This window comes from Brevundimonas sp. EAKA (genome assembly GCF_000698025.1).
Lineage (GTDB): Bacteria > Pseudomonadota > Alphaproteobacteria > Caulobacterales > Caulobacteraceae > Brevundimonas > Brevundimonas mediterranea_A.
The window spans coordinates 18,273-39,333 of sequence record NZ_JMQR01000003.1 but is presented as its reverse complement, the minus strand read 5'-3'; the positions used below and the strand labels follow the sequence as shown (position 1 = coordinate 39,333).

Here is a 21,061-nt window from a genome sequence, read left to right as displayed (position 1 = left end):
CCGCCATGACCGACCGCATCGACCCTGAGCATACGGACGTCCCGGCGGCGCCTGATCCGGACCTCGACGAGGCACTCGACGAGGCTCTGGACGACAGCTTCCCCGCCAGCGACCCCGTCTCCATCGACCGCCGGGAAGACCCGCAATGAAACCCTTCCTCATCGCCCTGGCCGTCGGCCTTCTGGTCGGGGTGGTCTACGGCCTGCTGAACGTCCGTTCGCCGGCTCCGCCCTATGTGGCCCTGCTGGGTCTTCTGGGCATGCTGCTGGGCGAACAGGCGACCCAGTACGTCCGGCACAGGATGACCCCGCCCCCGCCGGCCGTGGTCGCCGCCCAAGTCCAAGCCCCCGACGCCGCGCGATGAGCCAGACCCGTCGCACCACGATCACCGCCCTCGGCCTGGCCGGCATGGCCCCCGCCGCATTCGCCCGGAGTTCACCGATGACCGCAGCCCCGACCGCTTCTCCCGACCTGATCCTGCACGGGGGCCGTTTCACCACCCTGGACCGCGCCAATCCCAACGCCGACGCAGCCGCGGTCAAGGACGGGGTCTTCACCGCCGTCGGTTCGGCGCGCGAGATCATCCCCACCGCCGGACCGCAGACCAGGATCATCGACCTGGGCGGTCGTCGCGTGGTGCCGGGCCTGATCGACAGCCACACCCACGTCATTCGCGGCGGGCTGAACTATAATATGGAGCTGCGCTGGGACGGCGTGCCCAGCCTGGCCGACGCCATGGCCATGCTGAAGACCCAGGCGGCCAACACCCCGCCGCCCCAGTGGGTGCGTGTCGTCGGCGGCTTCACCCGCCACCAGTTCGCCGAAAAACGCCTGCCGACCCTGGACGAGATCAACGCAGCCGCGCCCGAGACCCCGGTCTTCATCCTGCACCTGTATGACCGCGCCTTGCTTAACCGCGCCGCCCTGCGCGCCGTCGGCTACACCAAGGACACGCCCAATCCCCCGGGCGGCGAGATCCAGCGCGACGCCGCGGGCGAGCCCACCGGCATGCTGATCGCCCAGCCCAACGCCATGATTCTGTATTCGACCCTGGCCAAAGGGCCGAAGCTGCCGGAGGAGTATCAGCTGAACTCCACCCGCCACTTCATGCGCGAGCTGAACCGGCTGGGCGTGACCAGCGTGATCGACGCCGGCGGCGGCTTCCAGAACTATCCCGACGACTATGAGATCATCGAGAAGCTGCACGAAGACGGCCAGCTGACCGTGCGTCTGGCCTACAACCTGTTCACCCAGAAGCCCAAGGAAGAGCTGAACGACTTCAAGACCTGGGGCAAACAGGTGCGGCCCGGCCAGGGCGACGACTATTACCGTCACAACGGCGCCGGCGAGATGCTGGTCTACTCCGCCGCCGACTTCGAGGACTTCCGCCAGCCGCGCCCCGACATGCCGGCCAATATGGAGACCGACCTGGAGCCGGTGATCCGCCAACTGGTCGAGCAACGCTGGCCCTGGCGGCTGCACGCCACCTATAACGAGACCATCGACCGGGCGCTGGACGTCTATGAAAAGGTCAACCGCGACATGCCGTTCGACGGCCTGCACTGGTTCTTCGACCACGCGGAGACGATCAGCGAACGCAACATCGACCGGATCGCGGCCCTGGGCGGCGGCATCGCCGTGCAGCACCGCATGATGTACCAGGCAGAGGATTTCGCCGAACGCTATGGCGCCGAGGCCCTGGCCGACAGCCCGCCGATCTCGAAGATGCTGGCGGCCGGAATCCCCGTGGGCGCGGGCACGGACGCCACCCGCGTGGCCTCTTATAACCCCTGGGTCTCGCTGAGCTGGCTGGTCACGGGCAAGAGCCTGGGCGGTTTGCGCATGTATCCCGCCGCCCAGCGGCAAGACCGCGAGACGGCCTTACGCCTGTGGACCGAGGCCAATACCTGGTTCTCGAACGAAGAGGGCAAGAAGGGCGTCATCGCGGTCGGCCGACTGGCCGATCTGGTCGTGCTGGACCGCGACTATTTCTCCGTCGCCGAGGAGGAAATCGTCCATATCGAAAGCGACCTGACCCTGTTGGGCGGCCAGGTGGTCTGGGGCGCCGGCGACTTCAGCCGCGAGGCCCCGCCGATCCCGCCGCCGACGCCCGACTGGTCGCCGGTCCGCGCTTTCGGCGGCTATCACACGACCAAGACGCAGGAACGGACCGGCTTCTTCGCCAAGGTGGCGGCGGCCTGCGGATGCACCACCGCCTGCGGCGTCCACGGCCATGACCATGCGGCCACGGCCCGGCTTCAGGCCTCGGCGGCCGACCACAAATCCTTCTGGGGCGCCCTGGGCTGCGCCTGCTGGGCGGTGTGATCATGACCGCATCGACCACGCCCCGCCCCATCGCCACCCTGCTCGACGCGCCGGGCGTGGCCCTGATCGGCCGCCTCCTGCTGACCTCGCCCTTCTGGATCAGCGGCGTGCTGAAACTGTTCGACTTCCCCTCGGCCGTCGGCGAGGCGGTTCATTTCGGGCTGCAGCCGGCGGCCCTGGTCGCGGTCGCCGTGATCCTGCTGCAGATCGGCGGGTCGCTGGCGGTGATCCTGAAACGCCGGACCTGGCTGGGCGCCGGCGCCCTGGGCGTCTTCACCGCCCTGGCCGATCTGATCGGCCACGCCTTCTGGACCCTGCCGGATCCCATGGCGCGCTTCCATGACATGAACGCCTTCACCGCCAATCTGGGCCTGATCGGCGGACTGATCCTGGCGGCCGTCCTGGCCGAGCGCCGCCGCGCATGAGCGGCGCGCCCGCCCCCGCTGCAAGCCGCGGACCGCTGGCCACGCCGCTGTTCCGCGCCCTGTGGATCGCGACCATCGTGTCGAACATCGGCACCTGGATGAACGACGTCGGTTCGTCGTGGCTGATGACCTCGCTGTCGCCCAGCCCGCTGTGGGTGGCCATGGTCCAGGCGGCGACCACCCTGCCGATGTTCCTGTTCGCCCTGCCCGGCGGAGCCCTGGCCGATGTGGTCGACCGGCGCAAACTGCTGATCGCCGCCCAGCTGCTGATCCTGGTCGGGGCGGCCAGTCTGGCGACGGTGACGCATCTGCGTCTGACCACGCCGCTGATCCTGCTGGCCCTGACCGCCGTCATGGGCCTGGGCGCGGCCCTCAGCGCGCCGGCGTTTCAGGCCATCGTGCCCGAACTGGTGGAAAAGCCCGCCCTGGCCGACGCCATCGCCCTGAACGGCCTGGGCATCAATATCGCCCGCGCCATCGGCCCGCCCTGGGCGGGGTCATCGTCGCCGTGGCGGGATCGGCGGCGGTCTATGCGTTGAACGCCGTCTCGATTCTGGCGGTGCTGGGGGTTCTGGTCGCCTGGAAACGCAAGCCCACCCTGGGCGACCTGCCGCCCGAACATTTCCTGGGCGCCCTGCGGACCGGCTATCGCTACGCCCGCCACGCGCCGGCGCTACAGCTGGTGCTGCTGCGCTCGGTCGCCTTCTTCCTGTTTTCCAGCGCCCTGTGGGCCCTGCTGCCCGTGCTGGGTCGGCGCGTCCTGGGCCTGGACGCCGCCGGATACGGCGCCCTGCTGGGCTGTATGGGCGTGGGCGCCATAATCGGGGCGGTGGCCCTGGCGCGGGTGCGCAAACACGTCAGCTCCAACACCCTGTCCATCGTCGGCTCGGTCGTCTTCGCCGCCGCGACCCTGGCCCTGGCTCATGTGGGCGACGCTATTGTGGCGGGCGGCGTCATGGTCTTCGCCGGCCTGGCCTGGATCACCATGCTGTCGGCGCTGAACGTCGCCGCCCAGATGGCCGTGCCGACCTGGGTCAAGGCGCGCGCCCTGGCGGTCTATCTGCTGGTGTTCCAGGGAGCCATGACGGCCGGAAGCCTGGCCTGGGGCGGGCTGGCCAGCCGCACCGACATCGCCACCGCCCTGACCGTGGCGGGCGTCGCCCTGTTCCTGGCCACCGGCGTCGCCTTCCGTTTCCGCCTGCCGGCCGCCGGCGCCCTGGACCTGACGCCGTCGGGCCACTGGGTCGAGCCGACCGTTGCGGGGACGCCTGCGGCGGATCGCCGGCCGGTGATGATCCTGATCGAATACCGTATCGATCCGATCCAGGTCCCCGCCTTCGTTCAGGCGATGCGGCCGCTGAAGGCGGTGCGCAAACGTGACGGCGCCCTGAACTGGTATCTGTTCGAGGATGCGGCCGAACCGGGCCTGGTCGTCGAGAGCTTCGTGGTTCCCAGCTGGCTGGAGCATCTGCGTCAGCACGAGCGGATCACCCGTGACGATCATCTGACCCAGGCCCAGATTCAGCGCTTCCACATCGGCGATCAGCCGCCCCGGGTTCGCCACCTGATCGCCCCCTCGACCTGAAGCGGCTCAGGCGGCCACGCGGCTGTCGCGGCGCCATTGGAAGGGGGTGGCGTTCAGGTGGCGGCGGAACAGGCGGGTCAGGTGCGCCTGATCCGCCAGGCCGCAGGCGTCGGCGATGTGGCACAGGCTTTCGTCGGTGCTCAACATCATGGCCTTGGCCTTCTCCAGGCGGCGCCGCATCACATAGGCGTGGGGCGTCTCGCCGGTCGTGACCTTGAAGGCGCGGCAGAAATGGCTGGCGCTGAGCCGGACGCGAGAGGCCAGGTCCTCGACATGGATCCGGTCGTCCAGGCTCTCGCCCACGAACTCGGCCACCCGCTTCATCTGCCAGGGCGCCAGGCCGCCGCGTGCGGGCTCGGCCTCGCGGACCGGTTCGCGCGACCGGTCATAGGCTTCGCCCGACCAGACCGGCAGGGCGCGCAGCAGGGCCTGAAGCTGGCCCAGGCCGTGCCGTGCCGCGGCGGCGTTGCGGTCCAGCGCCCCGTCCACTTCCGCCAGGATGCGGAAGGCGGTCGGGCCCAGGTTCTCCAGCGACGGCGCCGCCATGCGGGTGTCGGGGAAGGTGGCGAGTAGGTCGGTCATTGCGGCCTCCGGGGTTTTTGTCCTGCACCCAAACTGACGGGGGCCGCCCCTGTCCGCCATTGAACGATCGGTTGGTCAGACCCCGACTTGGTCTTGGGCGCCTAACCTTTGGTATGGGGTCGGCGCGGCGCGGGTTTGGTACAAGCGCGAAACCCGCATCGCAGCGATGATGGCCCGATCACAGCCCCCTCTGGAGGACCGCCATGGCGTCCGCCGATCCCTTGATCACCGAAGACCCCTACGCCCGCACCGCCCAGGTCTATCCCCGCCTCAGCGACGAGATGATGGACCGGGTGCGCAACTATGGCGAAGAGGAAGCCGTGGCTGCGGGCCAGGTGCTGTTCCGGCGCGGCGACCGACGCGCCGACTTCTTCGTGGTGGTCCAGGGCGAGATCGCCATCATCCGCCAGGACGATCAGGGCGCCGACGAACTGCTGGTGACCCACCAGGCCCATCAGTTCACAGGCGAGCTGGACCAGGTCTCGGAACGCGCCCTGCTGGTGGAGGGGCGGTCCACCGGTCCGGGGCGGGTGATCCGTGTCCATCACGACGACCTGGCCCGGCTGATGTCGTCGGAGCCCGACATCGGCGAGCTGATCATGCGCGCCTTCATCCTGCGCCGGATGGGGTTCCTGTATCACGCCCAGGCGGGCGTGTTGCTGATCGGCGATCCCAACGACGGCGACACCCAGCGGCTTGAGCGGTTCATCATCCGCAACTCTTACCCATTGCGCACGGTCGATCCCCAGACCGATCCTGCGGCGGCCCAGCTGATGGAGGTGTTCGCGGTCGGGGCCGGCGATCTGCCCGTCGTGATCTCGCCCGACCGCTCCGTCCTGTCCAATCCCGGCCTGCCGGAACTGGCCGACCATCTGGGCCTGACGGAGCGGTTCGATCCGGACGAGGTCTGGGACGTCGTGGTGGTCGGGGCCGGTCCGGCCGGATTGGCGGCGGCGACCTATGCCGCGTCCGAGGGCCTGTCGACTGCGGTGATCGAGGCCCTGGCCCCCGGCGGCCAGGCCGGCACAAGCTCCAAGATCGAGAACTACCTGGGCTTCCCCACCGGCATCTCCGGCCAGGCCCTGGCCGGGCGCGCCCTGATCCAAGCCCAGAAATTCGGTGCGCGCATGGCCATTTCGCGCGGCGCCGTGGCCCTGGACTGCGGCGTCCACCCGTTCCATATCCGGCTGGAAGACGATCAGATCGTCCAGGCCCGCGCTGTGGTGGTGGCCACCGGCGCCCATTATCGCAAGCTGGACGTGCCCGACTACGCCCGGTTCGAAGGCCACGGCATCCACTACGCCGCCACCGCCATGGAGGCGAAACTGTGCAGCGGTCTGGACGTGGTCGTGGTCGGGGGCGGCAATTCGGCCGGCCAGGCCGCCATGTATCTGTCGCGCCACGTCGGCCACGTTCACATGCTGGTGCGCGGCCCCGGCCTGTCAGAGACCATGTCCGACTATCTTGTCCAGCGCATCCAGCGCTCGCCCCGCATCACCCTGTATCCCCACACCGAGGTGACGCAGTTGGAGGGCGACCGGCTGTTGTCCGGCGTGGCCTGGACCGACCGCCGCACGGGCCAGACGACCCGGATCCCCGCCCACGCCCTGTTCGTCATGATCGGCGCCAGGCCCAATACCGAATGGGTGGCGGACTGTCTGGCGCTGGACGACAGCGGTTTTGTCGTCACCTGTCTGCGGCCGGGCCAGACGCCGGACCTGCGGCCGGGGGCCTCGGCCTATGAGACCGAGCGGGCGGGGATCTACGCCGTCGGCGACGTCCGCTCCGGCTCGGTCAAACGGGTGGCCGCCGGCGTCGGGGAAGGCTCGGTCGTGGTCCAGGCCATTCACGCCTATCTGGCCTCGCTGGGCCGCGACTGAGGGCTGGAATGCAAGAACGGCCGCCTCCGGACCGGAGGCGGCCGTCTGGTTTCAGGTCTGTTCAGAAGAAGCGCGGGATCGGTCCGGGATGCGGCGTGGGCGCGCCGACATCCACCTCCTGTTCGTCGACATAGCACCAGCCCCAGCCTTCGGGGGGGTCATAGCCTTCGATGATCGGGTGGCGGGTCGTGTTGAAATGGGCGCGGGCATGACGGTTCGGCGACTCGTCGCAGCAGCCGACATGGCCGCATTCCCGGCATAGCCGCAGATGCACCCACCAGCTGCCGATCTTCAGACACTCCTCGCACCCCGACGCGCTGGGCGTGACGCGCTTGATGGTGTTCAGGTGCGAGCAGGTCATGTGACTCTCGGTTCAGGGGTTAGGGCGCGGTCGAGACAGCGCGACAGGGCGTCGGCGGAACAGGGCTTTTCGAGATAGCAGACCGCCCCCGCCGTCAGGGCGCGCGACCGGGTCGGTTCGTCTGGATAGGCCGTTATGAAGATCACCGGCAGGTCGGGTCGGTCGACCAGAACCTGCTGTTGCAGCGCCAGGCCGCTCATCCCCGGCATCTGCATATCAGAGATGACGCAGTCGACCAGATGGATCGACCCCGCGAGGAAGACCTCGGCGGAGTCGAACCCCAGCACTCGCAGGCCCATGGACCGCAACAACCGCGTCAGGCTGGCGCGCACCATGCCGTCGTCATCGATGATCGCGATCAGGGGAGACGAGGGCATGGCGGGGTCTCTGCTTTCCAGACTGGCTGCTGGTCTGCGAGAGATCAGGCGTTGCCGCGACGACTGACTTCAAACAGGAACCAGACGCGGCGTTCGGTCTCGTCGATCCAGTTTTCCAGCAGGCTGGTGGTGGCGACGTCGCCCAGTTCATCGCAGACCGTGTGGGCGGCGCGCATGCGCTGGGCCAGGTCGGCGTTGTCGTCGCGCAGCTCGGCCAGCATGTCCTCGGGGCTGATGTAGTCGGCGTCATTGTCCAGCACGCGTTGCAGCGTCTTGATCTGGCCGATGGAGCGCAGGGTCGTCCCGCCGACCTTGCGCACCCGCTCGGCGATCGGATCGGTCATGGCGAGGATCTGGTCGCCCTGGTCGTCCAGCATCAGGTGGTAGTCGCGGAAGTGCGGGCCCGACATGTGCCAGTGGAAATTCTTGGTCTTCAGATACAGGGCGAAGACATCGGCCAGCAGGGCGTTCATCGCGCCGCTGATGTCCTGGGTCGCCTCGGCCGTCAGACCCGTGGGGGTTCTGAGGGGGGCCAGACGGCGGGTTTCGAGGGTTTGGCGGTCCATGACGATTCCTTTGGGGGCTTGTCTGTGATCTGGACGTTAGGCCCGCCGGCCCTGCGGCTCTTGCATCGGACGCGTGGAATTTGAACAGACGCATGGTCTTGCGACGCGGGGGCGAAGCCTGTCATTGCCCGGACGCCGCGTGCTGATTAGCGTGATGAGGCAAACAGGGGTCGGGAGGGACTGCCGGTGAATTCAGTCCAAAACGATCAGAATCTCTCGGTTGCGGCCGTCCTGCGCCGCCTGCGTCTGATGATCAGTCCTGTGCTGATCCTCATCATCTTCCTGCTCGACACCTTCACCCCGCTGATCAGCGCCGTCGCCGTCTTCTATGTCGTGCCGCTGCTGATGCTGGGGGACTTCCTGTCGATCCGCCGGGTCCAGCTTCTGTTCTTCGGCATGATCGGCCTGGCGACCTTCAGCCTGCTGTTCGATCACGGGCTGAACCCGGAGTTCGCGACCCTGCTGCGCTATTGCGTCAGCGTCGCCGCCATCAGCATCACCGGCTTTCTGATCGTCAAGACGCTTCGCGACCGCCAGACCCTGGTCGGTCAGGCCGCCCTTCTGGACGTGACCCACGACGCCATCTTCACCCGTTCGCCAGACGGTCAAATCCTGTTCTGGAACCGCGGCGCGGAACGTCTGTACGGCTGGAGCCGGCAGGAGGCCGTCGGGCGAAACTCCCACGAACTTCTTCAGTCCCGCTTCCCGACGTCGCTGGAGGCGATCAACGACCATCTGCACGCCAATGGCTTGTGGGAGGGCGAAATCAGCCATCAATGCCGCGGCGGCGGCCGGTTGATCGTGCTGAGCCGCTGGACCCTTGACGAGCACGATCCCGGAAAGCCCCCGGTCATTCTGGAATCGAACACCGACATTACCGCCGGCAAGGCGGCCGACACCGCCCTGCGCGCCAGCGAAGTGCGGTATCGCAACATCTTCAACACCCTGGCCGTGGGCATCTGGGAGCATGACTTCGGCCCTCTGCGCGCGGCGCTAAAGGGGCTGCGGGAATCGGGCGTGGAGGATCTGCACGCCTATCTGCTCCAGCATCCCGAATTCGTCCGCGACGCCCAGCAGATGATCCCCATCACAGACGTCAACGACACGGCCCTGACGCTGATGGACGTCGAGCGCAAGGAAGACTTCTTCCACAGCCTGGCTGAAATCCTGCCGCCGGCAGAAGGGAGTTTCATCGACTTCCTGATCGCCTTCGACGAGGGGCGCGGCTATTATCAGGCCGAAACCGAGGTTCTGAACCGGCGCGGCGAGGCGATCCCGATCATCGTCGCCATCACCTTCCCGCCGCCGGGGCACGAAGCGGACCGGGTCCAGGCCGTCGTGCTGAACATCACCGAACGACGCCGCCTGCAGCTCGCCTTCGACCATGCAAAGCAGGAGGCGGAACACGCCTTGCGCGCCGCCGCCATGGGCGAACTGTCCGTCTCCATCGCCCATGAGGTGAACCAACCGCTGGCAGCCATCATGACCTCGGCTGAGGCCGCGCTGCGCTGGATGGACCGGTCTCCGCCCGACTTGGAGGAGACGCGCGAGGCGCTGGCGGACGTACTGAACGCCACCCGCCACGCCACAGGCGTGGTGAAGCGGGTGCGCAAGCTGGTCAGCCGCGCCAAGCCCGAGACCGAGGTGGTCGCCGTCAACGCCCTGGCCGCGGAGGCTCTGCGGCTGGTGCGCGACGATCTTGAACGCCTGAACATTCCGGTGCGCGTCACGCTCTCCGCCGCCGACGGCCATGTCCAGGCCGACCGTGTGCTGCTGCAGCAGGCGCTGGTCAATCTGGTGACGAACGCCGCCCAGGCCATGACCGCCGCCGGAACCCCCGCCCCGACCATCGAGATGCGCACTTGCCTCAAAGACGGCCATGCGGTCATCGACGTCATCGACAACGGGCCGGGGTTCGATCCGGACAGCGCCCAGCGCGCCTTCGACGCCTTCTTCAGCACCCGCCCGAACGGAATGGGCCTGGGTCTGGCCATCTGCCGATCAACCGTGGAGGCCCACGAGGGGACAGTCAGCATCGTCTCCGGGCCAGGCGCCGGGGCGCGGCTTTCGATCCGCCTGCCGCTCCTTTCGGATCCGCCCGGAGCCTGACCGTTTCCGGAAGCCGGTTGCGGCTCCACCGACGCGTGAACCGGCGCTTAGGCCTGGGCCTTCAGGTCCTGGGAAAGGCGCACCAGATCCGCCACCGTATGGACCTCCATCTTCCGCATCAGGCTGGACCGATGCAGTTTGACGGTGATCTCGCTGAGGCCCAGCTCGGCCGCCGTCTGCTTGTTCATCAGGCCCGCGACGACCAGGTCCATCACCTGCCGCTCGCGCGGGGTCAGCTGGGCGTAGCGCGCCTCGGCGCCGGCGACGTCGCTGGCGCGCTCGCGGGTGCGACGGTCGCGCTCCAGAGCCTCGTTGACCGCGTCGATCAGGTCCTGGTCGCGGAAAGGTTTGGTCAGGAAGTCCACCGCCCCCGCCTTCATCGCCCGCACCGACATCTGGACGTCGCCGTGGCCTGTGATCAGGATGACGGGCGTCGCCACGCCCTGGGCCGCAAGGGTCTTCTGAAAATCCAGGCCGCTGACGCCGGGCATTCGCACATCGGTGATGATGCAGCTGTTGGCCTTCGGCGGCTCGCTCGCCAGAAAGGCGGTGGCGGATTCATACAGGGCGGTCGCCAGGCCGATCGATCGAAACAGCGAGTCCAGGGCGCGGCGCACCATCGGATCGTCGTCGATCACGATCACGACCGGTTTCTCCAGCTCCATTCCACCCCCTCCTCAAGAGTCCGCGTATCCTGACTACGGAGCCTGAAAAAGCATTGCAATGATCCGGCCTACCCTCAAGCCTGATACAGGGATCAAGCCCAACCCTATCGGATCGGGGCCAACCTGCCGTGCGGGATCGGACAGCTGTGGCGGCCGTCTCTAAGCTAAGACGGCAAAACGATGCAGGCCAGTTTTGTCCACACGTACCGGCTCTCCGACGGGAGGATCATCGTCCATAGAGTCATGTGTCGATCCCCCCGTCATCAGCTTAACTCAGAGACATCAAACCGTAAGGCTACCCTCGCCAGAGGCCGCATCCCGAGGCGCGCCCCCCTACTCCCACGCTAACGTATCTCCTCGTCCCCCAAGCACTATCGGCTGAGATCGACGCGGAGAGAGCCGCGCATGAGCCACAAGCCGCCATAGACGGCGGCGAGGCCTGTCAGAATGGCCGCCGAAGCCGCGACTTCGCCAAGGCTGGCCCCCATGGCGTTCAAGCGAACGAAGGCCTGAACCGCAGCGGTGGACGGTGAAAGATGAGCGAGCCAGACGAGCATCTTCGGCATCATGAAGTGCGGCCAGGCGGCGCCGGACAGGAAGAACAGGGGCGCGGACGTGCCGACCAGCACCTGCAAGACGCGCTCATGTCGATCAAACAGACCGCCCAGGAGCAGACCCAAGGCGGAAACTCCTGCTGAAAAAATCGGCGCCAGCAGCAAGACGCCGATCAGGTTCCCTGCGCGCGGGTAGTCCTGAAGCCAGAAGACAAAGCCGAAATAGAACAGGCTGGACGCGGTCCCGATTGCTATCAGCGCCAGCCATAGACCCAGGCGCACGCTGCGTCTCAGAGGAGGCGCGCCCGTTTCTCGACGAACCGCTGCGACCACGCCGGCGCCCATCAAAAGCGTCTGTTGCAGGATGATCAGACTGACCGCCGGCACGGCGTAGCCGCCATAGCCCTCGGTTGGATTGAACAGGGAGTCCTGCTTCAGGGTCGGCGCCAACCGGACTGCGCGGGCGATGTCAGGAAGGCCTTCCAACTGCGCGTCGGCGACATGCGCCGCCGCTGCGGCGACGGCCTTGCCGACAGCTGTGACACGAACCAGATAGCCGCCGTTCAGCCAGATCGCCAAGCCCGTCGGCGCCCCTCTCACCAGATCGGGTTCGAACCGCCGGGGCAGGACGACGACGCCATCGATCACGCCGCGCCGCATCAGTTCAAAGCCCTCAGCGGAGGACGGGATGACGGCGGCGACCTCGACCTCGCGTGAGGCGTTCAGGTCTTCGACAAGGGCGCGCGTCAATGCGCTTTGCGTCGGGGTCACCACGGCGACGGGCAGACCTGCCGCCGCCTGCCCGGCGTAGGCGGCGGGATAGTAGAAGGCGTAGAATACGACAGCCAGGATCAGCAGGCTGTTGACGGGCCGTGCGTGCGGCAGATTGCGGAAAGTTGCGATGAAGGCGGCGGTGACGCCCTGCTGGGGAAGTGAGAAGCTGAGCGTTTCCGGCTTGGGGGCGAAACGCGAGCGCAGCCGGATGAGAAGCGCTGACAGGATCAGACCGATCACAGCGACGCCGCCTAGGATCATCAAGTCTCGCCACGCCGCATCCGTAGCCGCACCCGTGACCAGCTGGCCCGTCTGCAGTCGCAGATAGTGAGAATAGGGCAGAATATCGCTCCAGATCCGGGCGAAGCGTGGCCCGTGATCCAGCGGCAGAGTGCCGTTTGAAAAGGCGATGGCCGCGCCGGAATAGATGGCGGTGGCCGAGAACGCCGTGTCCACGTCTCCGAGCGCCGTAACCAGCAAAGCGGACAAGACGACGCTCACCGCCATCAGGGCGAGCACGCCAAGCGTCAGCAAGGGGAGAGAACCGGCCACACCCCAGCCCCGCACGCCGCTCAGCCAGGCGATCCAGCACAGTCCCCACAGGCTGAAGATCACGAAGTGCGGCGTCAGACGTCCCATCAGGGCTGTCGTCGTGCAGCCGCCCGTTTGGGACCTGAAGGTTTTGAAGGAACCGCCCTGCATCAGCCGACCGACCGCCAGCACCGCTGAACAGGCGGCCAGCAGATGAAGGACGCCAGGCGCCAACAGTCCGCCGAGGAACAGCTCGAAGCTAAGTTGGGGATTGCCGACGATCGACACCTGGACGGCGGGCGGCTGCAGTGCGGTCTCAGGCACTCCGCTCTGGCGTGCCCGCTCCTGCAGTTGCGGGCCCGCCGCTGACGCAATGGCCGTACTCTGCCCCAATGCGGACAGGGCGCCGACGGTCTGGAAGGCGCCATTGAAGGAGACTGTCACCTGTTCCGGGCGACGGAACGCGCCGTCAGAAAAACCCGCCGGAAAATGGGCGACGCTGTAAATCTCACCCCGCCGCATCAAGGTCATGGCCTCTTGCATCGTCGCCGGAGCGTGGACCACACGCACACTAGGGCTCGCCTCCATGTTACGGATTGCAGCACGGCTGAAGGCTGAGTTGTCCTGATCGACCACGGCGACCGGAGCCTGACGGATCACGCCAGGGGCCAGCATTGCTGCGATCACCGTCAGCAGGATCAGCGGCAGACCAAAAGCGACGAACGCGTCCCACGGTCGGGTCATCAAGAGACGCGCTTCGTCCTGAACGGCCGATACGAAGACGGCCGTCGCGCGCTTCACCGTGCGGACCAATCGAACAGAACGCTCATGCCAGGCCTCAAGCCGTTGACCGCTCGAACGGGCTTGGCTTTGACCTGAAAGCTGCGCACGTCATAGCCGCTTGACTGCCGGGTGGAGCGCCACGTGGCGAACTCGCCCTGAGGATTGATGGCGGTGATCCGGAAGGCGGCGTTGGTGACACCGAGTGCAGGCACGTCGCCATGCACGATCACGCCGATCTTCAGATCGCGGAACTGATCCTCGCGCACGCTGAATGCGACCCAGGGATCGCCGATGTCCACAATCGTGAAGACTGGCACGCCCGTGAGCACCAACTCTCCGACATTGGCGAAACGCTCCGCCACCTCGCCGTTGTGTGGAGCGAGCAATCGTGTCTCGCCCTGCAGGCTTTCGACCTCGGCGACGGCGGCCCGAGCGCCCTGGACGTTGGCGTCGGCCACAGATTTTTCCTGTGGCCGGGTTCCAGCCAAAGTCTTCAGATACTGCTGGCGGGCCGCCTCGCTCTGCGAGGCCGTGGCGGCCCGGGCGGCGACGGCCTCGTCACGACGCTGGGCGGAGATCACGCCTTCGGCAAACAGGTTCTCCGCTCGATGCGCGGTCTGGTCCGCCAAGCGGGCCGTCGCCTGGGCGGCGCGCCAGATCGACTCAACCGTCTTCACATCTTCGCCACGCGCGCCTTCGCGGCTCATCGATTGGATGGCCTCTGTCGATTGAAGCAAGGCGCGCGCCTGGGCGTCCTTGGCCGCGATTTCTGGACTGCTCATCAGGGCCAGCTCCTGACCAGCCTTCACCTGATCGCCCTCTGCGGCCAGGAAACGCTCTACGCGGCTGGGCACCTTGGTCGCGACGGTGACGGTCTCCGCCTCGACCATGCCTTGAACCTGGTCTTTCGCGGGACGGGCCGCGAGAAAGAGGCCCACGATGATGAAGCCGATCAGCAGGACGAGGCCGACACCCACGATCACAGGCAGTATCCGCCGACGTGAAGACGTGCGACCGGGTGCGATGGCCGGCGCGCCGTCTGTCAGGTTCTCTGCCAAAGGCGGCGTCTCACTCATGGCGCGCTGATCCGGTCTTCGCGTTGCAGGTAGTCGTTCAGGGTCAGATCGCTTCCCGCCGCCGCCAACAGGGCGGCCAGGCTGAGATCATATTCGTAAGCCGCTGCTGCGCGTTGCAAACGAGCAGTTCCAAGAAGGTTGCGGGCATCGACCACCGAGGCGGCCGTGGCCTCGCCCTCCCGAAAACCAATCTCCTGAACTCTCAGATTTTCGCTGGCGGCCTCCAGGCTGCTGTCCATGCTCAGAAACTGACGGCGCGCCAGTTCCGCCTGGTTGTACGCTCGCGTGACCAGCAATCGTGCGTCGTCTCGGGCCTGCCGTTCCACCTCCGCAGCGGCCGAGGCCTGGGCGCGGGCGGCGCCCAGCATACGCCGTCGATCCACAGTCGAAATCAGGGTGTAGCGCGCGCCTATTCCGACCGCCCAGTCCGGCTCGGTCGGCAGAGCGTCGTCTGGATTCAGGTTGTAGGTCCCGAATGCATAGACGGACGGCTTCATCCGTGACGCCGCCAGATCGGCGCCCGCTTCGGCGAGATCGCGCCCGGCCTGGGCCTGCGCAAGACGGGCGTTCGCCTGGCTCGCCTGGTCCAGAAACACGCCGGCCGGACCGACGGGGTCGCGGTTTACGAACAGGGGCGTGGTCGGAACAACTCCGGCGTCGGCGTCGACGACCCGTGCGAGGGACGCCACGGCGTTGTCATGCTCCAGCTCGGCCCTGTTCACCTGCCGCTGAGCAGCGTCGCGAGCGACTTCGATCTGGAGGGTCTGGGAATGGCTGAGCATGCCTTCGGCTTCCAGAAGTCGGGCGTTACGCAGATGCAGGTCGAAGCCGTCCCGGGTCTCATGGGCGATCTTCAGCGCTTCCGCTGCGAGCACCTGGCCAAAATAGGCGCGCGCCAGATTGACGTCTTCCAGACTGACCGCCTCCTGCTGTCTGGCCTGCGCCAGATCGACATTGGCCGCCGCCGCCCGTCGCAGGGCCGGAATCGCGCCGCCGGTGTAGAGCGGCTGAAGCGCGGTCACCGTGGGTCGAAATGTAGTGTCGTCAACCTGGAGCCGGACATCCTGCGGCAAGGCGGCGAAGATTTCCGGAAGAGCGGCTTCCAGTCGCTGCCCGACGCCCTGCAATACGTCGCCCGGCACACCAGGCAGGTCTGCAATGAGCCCGGGAAGGGCGGCGCCGAGCTCGGCCTGTGCGCGGTCCAGCGCGTCGCCCAGAGACAGATCGAATGTCTTGCGGTATCGGATCAGCTGGGCGTCGAGGGATACCGTCGGGCGATTCAATCCAGCCGCCACATCGGCCTGCGCCTGCGCGGCCTGCATCCCATAGCCGGCGGCGCGCCCGAGACTGGAACCGAACCGCACACGGTCCTGAGCAGCAGCATAGGTCAGACCTATAGGGGCGCCCGTCTGCGTCGTCTCTGCGGGCGCGAGCTGAACCTGGGCGACCGCCGCCAAAGCGTTCGACGCCAATCCAGCCAAAGCCACGACGACAGCCCGGCCGATCCAAGCTGTAGCCATTGCTTCACCTCGCCGTCAGCAGTGACAGACTATCTCAAGCTCAGCCGCTCCGTCCAGCGACGGCCGGTTGAGAAGGCGCCACAGTCTGTCGCTTACGCATCCGGAATCATCTGGACGTATCAACCTCAAGCATGAGGCCGCTCTCAGGCTAGCTTGCAACGCGGCTGGCCTGCAGTTTCGTGGTCTGGTTCATCCAGCGACTGCAATACGTCGCCAGAGCTGACGCCCAAGCGCAGGATCTAGCTGCGGCGCGACACGACCTGGGGCTCTGGCGGCTCGCCGTAAGCGGGCCTCCCGACTTCCGCTTTGAGTCAGGCACAGTCACATTTGCTGATGTCGCAGATCGGCCCTGCACGTGAGCCGCGATCGGCTGATCGCACGACATTTCCGTGCATAGCCGATCGCGAAACTCTCAGCCCCTTGCCTGGAGATCGATCACGATCTTGCCGAACGCGCTGCGATCCAGGTGATCAAGCGCAGAGAAGAGATCCTCAAACCGATATCGCGTATCGATCACGGGCTTGAGGCTTGTTTGGTCCACCGCACGCACGAGACGTTCCAGCGCCCGCCGGCTGCCCGTGCCGATGCCGTGAATCGTGACGTCCTTCAGCATCAACGGCATGGCCGGAGCGGAGATATCGAACCCTTCCAGGGCGCCGATCTGGCAGATATGGCCCCCAACGGCCGCGAGCCTCACCGAGCTCGCCAGATGCGATCCGCCGATCACCTCGAGAATATGATCGGCGCCGCGATCCCCGGTGATGGCGAGCACCGCCTCCTCCCAATCTCCGGTCTGATTGTCGACGACATGGTCCGCCCCGAGCGCCATGGCGCGGTCGAGATTTTCGCCGGAGCCGCATACGATCACGCGGGCCCCGTGAGCCCTAGCGATCTGGAGGCCAAAAATGGCTACCCCGCCGGTGCTGGGATCAGCACCGTGTCCCCGGCCTGAAGCCCCGCACGCTCGACCAGGCCGAACCAGGCCGTCAGTCCCGAGACGGGCAGCGTGCTCGCTTCACCGTCGTCGAGAGTCGTCGGAGCGTGAACGAACCAGTCTTGCGGGAACGCCACATATTCCGAAAGCACCCCCGGATAGAAGCCGCCCAGTGTCCGATAGGCCGGCGTGCGGGCGTCGCCCGGCCGCAGACCGTCGATCCAGTCCGGGGTGAAGGTCGAGATCACACGGTCCCCTATGGAGAGGCGCGTGACATCGTTTCCGAGCGCGACCACCGTTCCGGCCAGGTCGGATCCCGGCGTAAACGGAAAGGTGAGAGGCAGGCCCCGCCCGGACTCGATCACCATCTTGTCGCGATAATTGAGCGCGACCGCCGCCACCTTGACCAGCACCTCTCCGGGTCCCGGCGACGGGATCGGAGCCTGTTTCAGTTCAAGCCTGTCCCGTCCAAGGGCGTCCATTTCCCAACGCCGCATCATGTTCGTCATCACGTGATCCTTCCAATCGGAGGACACCCATCAGAAACGCCGGACGGCGCGCCCGTGGCTGTCATCACAACAATCTGGGGGATCGGATTGTCGACGATAATCCTCTATAATCGGGACGGGCTGTTGCCTTTGGAGACATCAATATGAAGGGTGGAGAGTTCGCCGAACTGACAGCCTTCATGGCCGTCTTCGACGATCGGAGCTTCAGGAAGGCCGCTACCCGCCTCGGTGTGTCGCCGTCCGCCCTGAGCCGGACCATCCGGGCCCTCGAAGATCGGCTTGGAGTCCGACTGCTCAACAGGACGACCCGGAGCGTGGCTCCCACGGAAGCGGGCCTGGCCCTGGTCGATCGTATGCGGCCGGCGATGGCCGAACTGGACAGCGCGGTTCAGGAGGCCGGCGCCCGGCAGGGTCAGCCCCGGGGTCTGGTCAGGCTGAACCTTCCTCGCATCGCAGCCCGGCTCATCCTTACGCCCCTCTTCGCGGAATTCTTCGTCGCCTATCCGGACATTCGGTTCGATCTGGTGATCGATGACAGCCTCACCGATGTCGTCGCCAGGGGCTTCGACGCGGGAATCCGATCCGGCGCCCTGGTGCATCAGGACATGATCGCCTTGAGGTTGACGCCCGACCTCAGAATGGCGGTCGTGGCTTCCCCGGACTATTTTTCGCGGCGACCACCGCCGCGGACGCCGCGGGATCTTCACGACCATGTGGGCGTCACCTACCGGTGGAGCGAGACCGGGGCTCTATATCGGTGGGTCTTCGAGGGTCCCGACGGGCCGATCGAAATGGACATCAAGAACAGGATCACGGTCAATGAGACCGATCTGATCCTTGCGGCGGCTCTGGAAGGGGTCGGCGTGGCCTTTCTCCCGGAAAGCTTCATCGCCCCCTGGCTGCAGACCGGAGAACTGGTGCGGGTGCTGGAAGACTGGTGCAAACCCTTCCCGGGCTTTCACCTCTACTATCCGAGCCGGCGGCAGATGCCCGAAGCACTGCGGGCCTTCATAGACTTCGTCAGGAAAGCCGAACCCTGAGCAGGGTCGAGCCGCGAGCGGCGCGTCGGACCCGAGCAACAGATGGTGTCCGCCGGCGACGTGGCGAGGCGCGACGGGGAGTCGGGTAAGCGGACATGCGAAACGTTCCGGACAAATCAGGAAGCGACCCTGGACCGTCACCGAAGAGCGGACGTTCAGCGACCGTCCCGCCCTGAACTCGATCGACGAAGCGCCTCCAGTCAGGACTGGGCGACCGTGTGAGGGGTGATCGTGTAGCCAAATGGATCCTGAAACGCGAAGTAGCGGCCAAACGGCCCGTCCTTCGGCGCGAACACGATGAGCGTCCCATGCTCGACGAGCCGTTCATGCAGAGCGTCCGCGTCATCGCAACCGAACCAGATCGCGACGCCTCTGCCGAGTTCTCCCGGTGCTTTCAGGTCGATCACGGGTGTGCGCACGGCGAACGGGATCGGGCTGGTGTCGAACACCACGGTGCCCGGCGGACTGTTGGCGGCGACCTTGAGCCCGACGACCTCGGTGTAGAATGTCCGCGCCGCCTCGATATCCTCGACCTGGATGCCTATGAAGTCGGGCCCGATCAGATGGGGCATGGCTGGGCCTTTCGCTGGCTGCACAATCGCTTAGTATCAGGGCGCTGATATTTTGTAAGGACCCTTATATGTCAAGCGAGGAAACGGAGTCACGGTTGGACGATCCTTATGCGACCATCGGCTTTGCGCTGAAGCAGGCCCAACAGGCTCTCCGCACCCACATGGACGCCGAGCTGCGGACGCTCGGGCTGACCACGCCCCAGTATGCCGTCCTCACCTTTTTGTCGGTCGAGCCCGGGGCGTCGAACGCCGAGCTCGCCCGTCGCGCGTTCGTGACCCCTCAGACGATGCAGGCCATCCTGGTGGCGATGGAGCGCGCCGGCCTCATCATGCGGACGCCCCATGCCCGACACGGGCGGGTTCAAACGACCGAACTGACCGCCAAGGGTCGTGAAGCACTGGAAGCGGCCGCCGGAATGGTCGGCGACGCGGAAGCGCGCTTACGGGAAGCTGCGTCCCCGCTTGATCCTCAGGTAGTCACCGAGATGCTGCTGAGGCTCGCGGGAGCGCTTCGTTAGCGATGACTATCTGGAAGCGCGACGTTCGGGACCCTTGGGGACGCCATCGCCGCGAACTATTGCACCGGCGCATAGCGCCACTGAGCTGAAGATGCCGGGCCAATAGAACTGAAGGCTCAGAGCCAGCCGCTGAAGGCTTTTCTTTCCTGGCGTTCATTTGAAGCAAGAGCGACCCGGCGACAGAGCTTTCCAATCGAGCGCCGGCGCCCGGTCGCGGACCGGCGTCGTGGCAGCCGAGTCGAGGCATCAACCAGTTGCTGGAGGATCTCTCGCTCTCGCGCATCAAGACGGCGCCATCGGCAAAGCCCGCACGAGCCTGGACAAATTCGACCTCCTGATCCTCGACGATTTCAGCGCGCCGATGACCGAGCGCGGGAAGCAGGTTCTGCTGGAGATTGTCGACGCCGCACCTGCAGTTCATCCATCCTCTTGGCCGGGCAACCGCCGTTCAAGGAGTGGCGCGCCTACATCGACAACCCGATGGTCGCCGACGCCATCTTGGACCGGATCGTCGGCGTCGCGCGCCGGAGCCTGTACGGCCAGGGACAGCGGCCCCTGCCCGATCATTGACGCGTTTGGGGGGCAATGCCGTTTGACACAAGACCCATCTCGACATGCTCAAGCCGGATGCCGAGACTGAGGCGCCCAAGTGTGACCAGTCGCTGGCTTACAGGAAGCCGCCGATGCCTTAGAGCGTCTGCATCGTCGGCGGATGGATTGATGCGATCCTTTGCGCATCTCGCACGTTCCCGAGTTTCCCAGTCCACAGAGGCGATTAGACTGAGGCCCAAACCATGCTGAGCGGTGTGCACGCCTTCATCCAACCGTTCGCTGTTCTGCTGGAATTGCTGGGCGCAGCCATCATTGTCGGTGGCGCCGGGCTTGCGACCCTTTTCTTTCTGGTCAGGGGCGCTCGGGATCGGAACTGGCGCGAGGCCTATACAAACTACCGTGCAAACCTCGGGCGGGGCATTTTACTGGGTCTGGAGCTTCTGGTCGGCGCGGACATCATCAGCACGATCACGGCGCCGCTGACGCTGGAGACCGTCGGATTGCTCGGTCTCGTGGTTTTGATCCGAACCTTCCTGAGCTTCTCGTTGGAAACCGAGATCGAGGGGTGTTGGCCTTGGCGCAGGGCGGAGCGGCTGGAGAAGCGCAAGACGGATCAGCGCTGATCCTCGCGTATGAGGGCGATGTCGCCATTGCGTTCAAGAAAGGCGTTCTGGACCTCTCCCGGTTCGGTGTGTCCGTGGGTCCTTAGAGCCCTGTTCAAATCGCCGTGGCCGAAACCCGCGAGGCGCATGCATGATGGTCACGCTCGCCACTTCTGACCAGCCGCACCCGACCGCCCTTCACGAGGAAGCTGAGCCATGAC

The 21,061-nt window shown here is 66.3% G+C and carries 21 protein-coding genes and 1 pseudogene; 11 read left to right on the top strand and 11 right to left on the bottom strand.

The genetic code is table 11. The annotated features are described in order from the left end of the window. Window positions 1-5: 5 nt before the first annotated feature. The 5 genes and pseudogenes from ER13_RS18560 (at window position 6) to ER13_RS01085 (ending at window position 4,335) form a co-directional block, all read left to right on the top strand. Window positions 6-149, top strand: a complete 144-nt coding sequence (locus ER13_RS18560) for a hypothetical protein (RefSeq protein ID WP_196066333.1) — start codon at window positions 6-8, stop codon at window positions 147-149. Next, window positions 146-364 carry a DUF1427 family protein gene (locus ER13_RS01100; RefSeq protein ID WP_035305505.1) on the top strand — a complete coding sequence of 73 codons (219 nt, stop codon included), beginning with the start codon at window positions 146-148 and terminating at the stop codon, window positions 362-364. The genes ER13_RS18560 and ER13_RS01100 overlap by 4 nt, the downstream gene beginning before the upstream one ends. After that, window positions 361-2,325 carry an amidohydrolase gene (locus tag ER13_RS01095; RefSeq protein ID WP_081836066.1) on the top strand — a complete coding sequence of 655 codons (1,965 nt, stop codon included), beginning with the start codon at window positions 361-363 and terminating at the stop codon, window positions 2,323-2,325. Before ER13_RS01100 ends, ER13_RS01095 begins: the two co-directional genes overlap by 4 nt. A gap of 2 nt (window positions 2,326-2,327) precedes the next feature. After that, window positions 2,328-2,750 (top strand): DoxX family protein, encoded by a 423-nt coding sequence (locus ER13_RS01090; protein ID WP_035305502.1) that lies wholly within the window; start codon window positions 2,328-2,330, stop codon window positions 2,748-2,750. Then, window positions 2,747-4,335 (top strand): annotated as a pseudogene (locus ER13_RS01085) (MFS transporter). The gene ER13_RS01090 and the pseudogene ER13_RS01085 overlap by 4 nt, the downstream one beginning before the upstream one ends. Window positions 4,336-4,341: 6 nt before the next feature. Here the strand turns inward: ER13_RS01085 and ER13_RS17530 are convergent. After that, window positions 4,342-4,917: a helix-turn-helix transcriptional regulator gene (locus ER13_RS17530; RefSeq protein ID WP_052004664.1), complete on the bottom strand. Its 576-nt coding sequence runs from the start codon at window positions 4,915-4,917 to the stop codon at window positions 4,342-4,344. A gap of 203 nt (window positions 4,918-5,120) precedes the next feature. On the opposite strand from ER13_RS17530, the gene ER13_RS01075 reads away from it, so the two are divergent. Further along, on the top strand, window positions 5,121-6,797 hold the full coding sequence (locus ER13_RS01075; RefSeq protein WP_035305499.1) for an FAD-dependent oxidoreductase: 1,677 nt from the start codon (window positions 5,121-5,123) through the stop codon (window positions 6,795-6,797). A gap of 61 nt (window positions 6,798-6,858) precedes the next feature. On the opposite strand, the gene ER13_RS01070 is transcribed toward ER13_RS01075, so the two are convergent. From ER13_RS01070 to ER13_RS01060, 3 genes are read right to left on the bottom strand one after another with little or no spacing between them, the layout of a single operon-like run. Continuing rightward, window positions 6,859-7,158 carry a UBP-type zinc finger domain-containing protein gene (locus ER13_RS01070; RefSeq protein ID WP_035305496.1) on the bottom strand — a complete coding sequence of 100 codons (300 nt, stop codon included), beginning with the start codon at window positions 7,156-7,158 and terminating at the stop codon, window positions 6,859-6,861. Beyond that, window positions 7,155-7,535 (bottom strand): response regulator transcription factor, encoded by a 381-nt coding sequence (locus ER13_RS01065; RefSeq protein WP_035305495.1) that lies wholly within the window; start codon window positions 7,533-7,535, stop codon window positions 7,155-7,157. Before ER13_RS01065 ends, ER13_RS01070 begins: the two co-directional genes overlap by 4 nt. Window positions 7,536-7,579: 44 nt before the next feature. Beyond that, window positions 7,580-8,101 (bottom strand): Dps family protein, encoded by a 522-nt coding sequence (locus ER13_RS01060; RefSeq protein ID WP_035305492.1) that lies wholly within the window; start codon window positions 8,099-8,101, stop codon window positions 7,580-7,582. 186 nt (window positions 8,102-8,287) lie between these two features. On the opposite strand from ER13_RS01060, the gene ER13_RS01055 reads away from it, so the two are divergent. Beyond that, entirely contained in the window at window positions 8,288-10,210 is a 1,923-nt protein-coding gene (locus tag ER13_RS01055) for an ATP-binding protein (RefSeq protein WP_035305489.1), read from the top strand. Between the two features lie 47 nt (window positions 10,211-10,257). Here the strand turns inward: ER13_RS01055 and ER13_RS01050 are convergent, their stop codons facing one another. The 6 genes from ER13_RS01050 to ER13_RS18910 form a co-directional block, all read right to left on the bottom strand. Next, complete coding sequence (locus ER13_RS01050; protein WP_035305488.1) at window positions 10,258-10,875, bottom strand: response regulator transcription factor; 618 nt, start codon at window positions 10,873-10,875, stop codon at window positions 10,258-10,260. A 371-nt stretch (window positions 10,876-11,246) separates the two neighbouring features. Then, window positions 11,247-13,478 (bottom strand): ABC transporter permease, encoded by a 2,232-nt coding sequence (locus ER13_RS17525; RefSeq protein WP_231492435.1) that lies wholly within the window; start codon window positions 13,476-13,478, stop codon window positions 11,247-11,249. A gap of 53 nt (window positions 13,479-13,531) precedes the next feature. Next, a complete protein-coding gene (locus tag ER13_RS01040) occupies window positions 13,532-14,500 on the bottom strand; it encodes an HlyD family secretion protein (RefSeq protein ID WP_008264120.1) in 969 nt (322 codons plus the stop codon). Between the two features lie 89 nt (window positions 14,501-14,589). Further along, entirely contained in the window at window positions 14,590-16,113 is a 1,524-nt protein-coding gene (locus tag ER13_RS01035; protein WP_050771613.1) for a TolC family protein, read from the bottom strand. Window positions 16,114-16,525: 412 nt separating this feature from the next. Then, window positions 16,526-16,981 (bottom strand): zinc-binding dehydrogenase, encoded by a 456-nt coding sequence (locus ER13_RS18915; RefSeq protein ID WP_231492433.1) that lies wholly within the window; start codon window positions 16,979-16,981, stop codon window positions 16,526-16,528. A 41-nt stretch (window positions 16,982-17,022) separates the two neighbouring features. After that, the gene (locus ER13_RS18910) at window positions 17,023-17,556 is read right to left on the bottom strand and encodes an alcohol dehydrogenase catalytic domain-containing protein (protein ID WP_231492431.1); all 534 of its coding nucleotides are present in this window, start codon (window positions 17,554-17,556) and stop codon (window positions 17,023-17,025) included. A 143-nt stretch (window positions 17,557-17,699) separates the two neighbouring features. Between ER13_RS18910 and ER13_RS01025 the strand changes: the two genes are divergently transcribed. After that, window positions 17,700-18,596, top strand: coding sequence for a LysR family transcriptional regulator (locus tag ER13_RS01025; protein ID WP_008263425.1), 897 nt, complete (start codon window positions 17,700-17,702; stop codon window positions 18,594-18,596). 200 nt (window positions 18,597-18,796) lie between these two features. Here the strand turns inward: ER13_RS01025 and ER13_RS01020 are convergent, their stop codons facing one another. Then, complete coding sequence (locus ER13_RS01020; protein ID WP_035305485.1) at window positions 18,797-19,168, bottom strand: VOC family protein; 372 nt, start codon at window positions 19,166-19,168, stop codon at window positions 18,797-18,799. 95 nt (window positions 19,169-19,263) lie between these two features. On the opposite strand from ER13_RS01020, the gene ER13_RS01015 reads away from it, so the two are divergent. The 3 genes from ER13_RS01015 (at window position 19,264) to ER13_RS01010 (ending at window position 20,861) form a co-directional block, all read left to right on the top strand. Further along, window positions 19,264-19,686, top strand: coding sequence for a MarR family winged helix-turn-helix transcriptional regulator (locus ER13_RS01015; RefSeq protein WP_154726889.1), 423 nt, complete (start codon window positions 19,264-19,266; stop codon window positions 19,684-19,686). Between the two features lie 429 nt (window positions 19,687-20,115). Next, window positions 20,116-20,256 (top strand): hypothetical protein, encoded by a 141-nt coding sequence (locus ER13_RS18200; RefSeq protein ID WP_154726890.1) that lies wholly within the window; start codon window positions 20,116-20,118, stop codon window positions 20,254-20,256. Window positions 20,257-20,480: 224 nt separating this feature from the next. Then, window positions 20,481-20,861 (top strand): DUF1622 domain-containing protein, encoded by a 381-nt coding sequence (locus ER13_RS01010; RefSeq protein ID WP_035305481.1) that lies wholly within the window; start codon window positions 20,481-20,483, stop codon window positions 20,859-20,861. The last annotated feature ends 200 nt before the right edge of the window (window positions 20,862-21,061 follow it).

Coding starts and splice junctions, on each gene's coding strand:
- ER13_RS18560 (WP_196066333.1), top strand. CDS start 6: ATGACCGACCGCATCGACCCTGAGCATACGGACGTCCCGGCGGCGCCT.
- ER13_RS01100 (WP_035305505.1), top strand. CDS start 146: ATGAAACCCTTCCTCATCGCCCTGGCCGTCGGCCTTCTGGTCGGGGTG.
- ER13_RS01095 (WP_081836066.1), top strand. CDS start 361: ATGAGCCAGACCCGTCGCACCACGATCACCGCCCTCGGCCTGGCCGGC.
- ER13_RS01090 (WP_035305502.1), top strand. CDS start 2,328: ATGACCGCATCGACCACGCCCCGCCCCATCGCCACCCTGCTCGACGCG.
- ER13_RS17530 (WP_052004664.1), bottom strand. CDS start 4,917: ATGACCGACCTACTCGCCACCTTCCCCGACACCCGCATGGCGGCGCCG.
- ER13_RS01075 (WP_035305499.1), top strand. CDS start 5,121: ATGGCGTCCGCCGATCCCTTGATCACCGAAGACCCCTACGCCCGCACC.
- ER13_RS01070 (WP_035305496.1), bottom strand. CDS start 7,158: ATGACCTGCTCGCACCTGAACACCATCAAGCGCGTCACGCCCAGCGCG.
- ER13_RS01065 (WP_035305495.1), bottom strand. CDS start 7,535: ATGCCCTCGTCTCCCCTGATCGCGATCATCGATGACGACGGCATGGTG.
- ER13_RS01060 (WP_035305492.1), bottom strand. CDS start 8,101: ATGGACCGCCAAACCCTCGAAACCCGCCGTCTGGCCCCCCTCAGAACC.
- ER13_RS01050 (WP_035305488.1), bottom strand. CDS start 10,875: ATGGAGCTGGAGAAACCGGTCGTGATCGTGATCGACGACGATCCGATG.
- ER13_RS17525 (WP_231492435.1), bottom strand. CDS start 13,478: ATGACCCGACCGTGGGACGCGTTCGTCGCTTTTGGTCTGCCGCTGATC.
- ER13_RS01035 (WP_050771613.1), bottom strand. CDS start 16,113: ATGGCTACAGCTTGGATCGGCCGGGCTGTCGTCGTGGCTTTGGCTGGA.
- ER13_RS18910 (WP_231492431.1), bottom strand. CDS start 17,556: ATGACGAACATGATGCGGCGTTGGGAAATGGACGCCCTTGGACGGGAC.
- ER13_RS01025 (WP_008263425.1), top strand. CDS start 17,700: ATGAAGGGTGGAGAGTTCGCCGAACTGACAGCCTTCATGGCCGTCTTC.
- ER13_RS01020 (WP_035305485.1), bottom strand. CDS start 19,168: ATGCCCCATCTGATCGGGCCCGACTTCATAGGCATCCAGGTCGAGGAT.
- ER13_RS01010 (WP_035305481.1), top strand. CDS start 20,481: ATGCTGAGCGGTGTGCACGCCTTCATCCAACCGTTCGCTGTTCTGCTG.